This window comes from Pseudomonas sp. UBA6323 (assembly GCF_002439135.1).
In the GTDB taxonomy this organism is placed as follows: domain Bacteria; phylum Pseudomonadota; class Gammaproteobacteria; order Pseudomonadales; family Pseudomonadaceae; genus Aquipseudomonas.
This window is the reverse complement of sequence record NZ_DJSX01000070.1, coordinates 1-3756: the sequence shown is the minus strand read 5'-3', so window position 1 is coordinate 3756 and position 3756 is coordinate 1. Positions and strand designations below refer to the sequence as shown.

The window sequence follows — 3756 nt, the reverse complement described above, 5'->3', positions numbered from 1 at the left end:
GCCCCGCCAAGTGCGGGGCTTTCTCGTTTCTGGCTCATAACAGCCATTCGATGGGCAGCCAGGAAAGCAGGTGAATGCCCAGGCGTTTGAGCAGGCCCGTGCCGGGTTCGCTATAGAGCCGCTGTTGCTCGCCATCCTGGCGCTGCAGCCAGTAGATTCGGTGGTTTTCGTCCAGGCCCAGCTCATAGGCATTGGCCGGGATATCGGTTTCGAAGGCGCGGCTAATGGCGGCGGCCAGTTGCGGGCTTTCGATGAGAAAACCCAGCTCGGTATTGAGTTTCGCGGAGCGTGGGTCGAAGTTGAATGAACCGATGAAAACGCGCTGACCATCGAGGGCGAAGGTTTTCGCGTGCAGGCTCGAGCCGGAGCTGCCGAACGGCCCGGCTGTTTCCCGGTGCCCTTCGTCGTCTGCGCCCAGGCGCATTTCGTAGAGCTTGACGCCACCTTCGAGCAGCGCACGGCGGCGCTTGGCGTATCCGGCATGTACGGGCGTCACGTCGGTTGCTTCCAGTGCGTTGGTGAGGATGCGTACTTCGACGCCGCGTTGTACCAGGCCGGTGAAGATATCGACGCCGGTTTGCGTCGGGACAAAGTAGGGGGAGACGAGGTCGACCCGGGCTTCAGGGATATCAAGCATCTCGCCCAGGTGGCCGATCAGCAGCTCGCCATCACTGGCATTGCCAAGCCCTTTGGCCGGGTCGTCGCTGACCAGCGTGGTCTCGCTCCATTCGAAGGTCAACTGCTTATCCAGCAAGCGCTGGATGAACTCGCTTTCCTGCAGCGTCTTCACGTAACCACTGGCTGCCGATGAGCTGGAGAGATCGGCCGCGAGATCGTGCAGGGGCTGTGGGGCGCTACGGTCGCGCGGCACGATCAGCTCGAGGGGGTAGCTGGATTCGCTGGCCCAGTAGCGATCGAAGTCGGTCGAGGTATCAGCCACGACCGGCCCGATTGCCAGGACATCCAGATCGGCGAAGAGCACGCCCTCGCTGGCTTCGAAGTATTCATCGCCGATATTGCGCCCGCCGATGATGGTGGCCTGGTTGTCCACGGTGAAGGACTTGTTGTGCATGCGCCGATTGGCGCGGGAAAAGTGCGTCAGGTAGCCCAGCGCCTTGGCCTTGCGAAGGGAGAAGGGATTGAACAGGCGCACTTCGATGTTGGGATGGCGATCGAGCGTGCTCAGGGTCTGATCGAGGCCGGCAATGCCGTTGTCGTCCAGTAGCAGGCGGACGCGAACGCCTCGTTCGGCGGCTCTGAGCAGGGCATCGAGCAGCAGGGTGCCGGTAATGTCGTTACGCCAGATGTAGTACTGAACGTCGAGGCTGCGCTCGGCCGCTTCGACCAGGAGCATGCGCGCGGCAAAGGCGTCGCGGGCAGCCGCCAGCGTAAGGATGCCGGACAGGCCTGGATGGGAGTCCTGTTGGCTGCCCAGCGCCTGGCCAAGGGTAGTATCAGCCGTTTCGGCCTGGGTGAAGGCCTGGCTCTCGCTACGGCCATCCAGCGGCGGCAGGGCGCAGCCGAGCGTGAGGCTGCACAGCGCGGCGATCAGGCAGGCTCGCCATGTATTTGTTCGGATCATCGACCCATCTCGGTTCCAGGCTTCCCAGCTAGGACAACGCCAGCGCTGAAGCGTGCCGGCCATGATGGCGTTTCGGTTCGGGAGGCGAATTAAATGTCGGTTGACTGGAATTCTGACAATAAGCCAGAAACGACAACGCCGCACATTGCTCAGCAAGTGCGGCGTTGGTGATCAGTCATGGCCAGGCCGTGCCTGAGGTGCAGCAGGGGCGGGCAGCGCACGATTCTGCGTGCGATGCCCGGCGACTTCTCAGTCTTCCATGGCGCCCATGGCGGTGGTGTTGAAGCCGCCGTCGACGTACATGATTTCACCGCTGATGCCCGAAGCCAGGTCGGAGCAGAGGAAGGCGCCGGCGTTGCCGACTTCCTCGATGGTGACGTTGCGGCGCAGCGGCGTCTGCTTTTCGTTGGCAGCCAGCATCTTGCGGAAGCTGGCGATGCCGCTGGCGGCCAGGGTGCGGATCGGGCCGGCGGAGATGGCGTTGACGCGGGTGCCTTCCGGGCCGAGGCTGCCGGCCAGGTAGCGCACGCCGGCTTCCAGGCTGGCCTTGGCCATGCCCATGACGTTGTAGTTGGGCATGGTGCGCTCTGCACCCAGGTAGGAGAGGGTCAGCAGGCTGCCGTTGCGGCCCTTCATCATCTCGCGACCGGCCTTGGCCAGGGCGACGAAGCTGTAGGCGCTGATGTCGTGGGCGATCTTGAAGCCTTCACGGGTGGTGACGTCGGTGAAGTCGCCATTGAGCTGGTCGCCGGGGGCGAAGCCTACCGAGTGGACGATGCAGTCCAGGCCGTCCCACTTCTTGCTCAGCGCTTCGAATACCGCGGCGATTTCATCGTCGTTGGCCACGTCGCAGGGGAAGCACAGGTCGGCGCTGGAGCCCCAGCCGGCGGCGAAGTCTTCCACGCGGCCCTTGAGCTTCTCGTTCTGGTAGGTGAAAGCCAGCTCGGCACCTTCGCGGTGCATGGCCGCGGCGATACCCGAGGCGATGGACAGTTTGCTGGCAACGCCAACGATGAGTACGCGCTTACCGGTTAGAAAACCCATTGTGCTATTCCTCTTCCTGTTTCAAGGATCAGTGAGCCGTTGCCGGGGCCAGAAATGCGGCTTCCAGCAACTGCTGCGTATAAGGGTGTTGCGGTGCACTGAAGATCGACTCGGCAGACCCCTGTTCGACCACCTGGCCCTGCTTGACCACCATCAATTGGTGGCTCAGCGCTCTGACTACAGCCAGGTCATGGCTGATAAACAGATAGGTCAGGTTGTACTTGGCCTGCAAGCCGCGCAACAACTCCACCACCTGACGCTGCACCGTGCGGTCGAGCGCCGAAGTAGGCTCGTCCAGCAGGATCAGCGCCGGTTTCAACACCAGTGCCCGGGCAATGGCAATCCGCTGCCGTTGCCCGCCAGAAAACTCGTGGGGGTAGCGATGCCGCGTCTGCGGATCCAGCCCTACCTCCAAAAGCGCGTCGATGATCGTCTGTTCCTGCTCTGCCTCGTTGCCCATGCCGTGAATGCGCAGACCTTCACCGACGATCTGGCTCACCGACATGCGTGGGCTCAGGCTGCCGAAGGGGTCCTGAAACACCACCTGCATCTGCCTGCGCAGCGGGCGTACCTCCTGCTGGCTCAGGCCCTGCAGCTGCTGGCCGTGGAAGCGGATATCACCGCGGCTGGCGANNCAAGGTGGATTTGCCGGAACCACTTTCGCCGACGATGCCCAGGGTCTGGCCCTGGGGCAGGCTGAAGTTGATACCGTCTACCGCTTTGACATGATCCACCGTCCGGCGCAGCAGGCCCTTCTTGATCGGGAACCACACGCGCAGGTCGTCCACTTCCAGCAACGGCTGGCCCGCGGGGTTGGCCGCAGGTTCGCCGCTGGGCTCGGCGCCGAGCAGTTCCTGGGTGTAGGGATGCTCTGGCGCCTGGAACAATTGTTCACACGACGCCTGTTCGACGATGCGACCGCGCTGCATGACACATACGCGATGGGCAATTCTGCGAACCAGATTGAGATCATGGCTGATCAGCAGTAGTGACATGCCCAGGCGCGCCTGCAGATCCTTGAGCAATTCGAGGATTTTCAGCTGCACCGTGACGTCCAGTGCGGTGGTCGGCTCGTCGGCGATCAGTAGTTGCGGCTCGTTGGCCAGGGCCATGGCGATCATCACGCGCTG

Annotated in this window: 2 protein-coding genes and 1 pseudogene; all 3 read right to left on the bottom strand. The window is 62.9% G+C overall.

Annotated elements, in window-relative coordinates:
* Nucleotides 1-34 precede the first annotated feature (34 nt).
* Nucleotides 35-1582 (bottom strand): phospholipase D family protein, encoded by a 1548-nt coding sequence (locus tag B3P22_RS17195; RefSeq protein ID WP_296271833.1) that lies wholly within the window; start codon nucleotides 1580-1582, stop codon nucleotides 35-37.
* Nucleotides 1583-1831: 249 nt separating this feature from the next.
* Complete coding sequence (fabI, locus tag B3P22_RS17190) at nucleotides 1832-2626, bottom strand: enoyl-ACP reductase FabI (RefSeq protein ID WP_296271832.1); 795 nt, start codon at nucleotides 2624-2626, stop codon at nucleotides 1832-1834.
* Between the two features lie 28 nt (nucleotides 2627-2654).
* Nucleotides 2655-3756, bottom strand: a pseudogene (locus B3P22_RS17185) (ATP-binding cassette domain-containing protein); the annotation flags it as partial.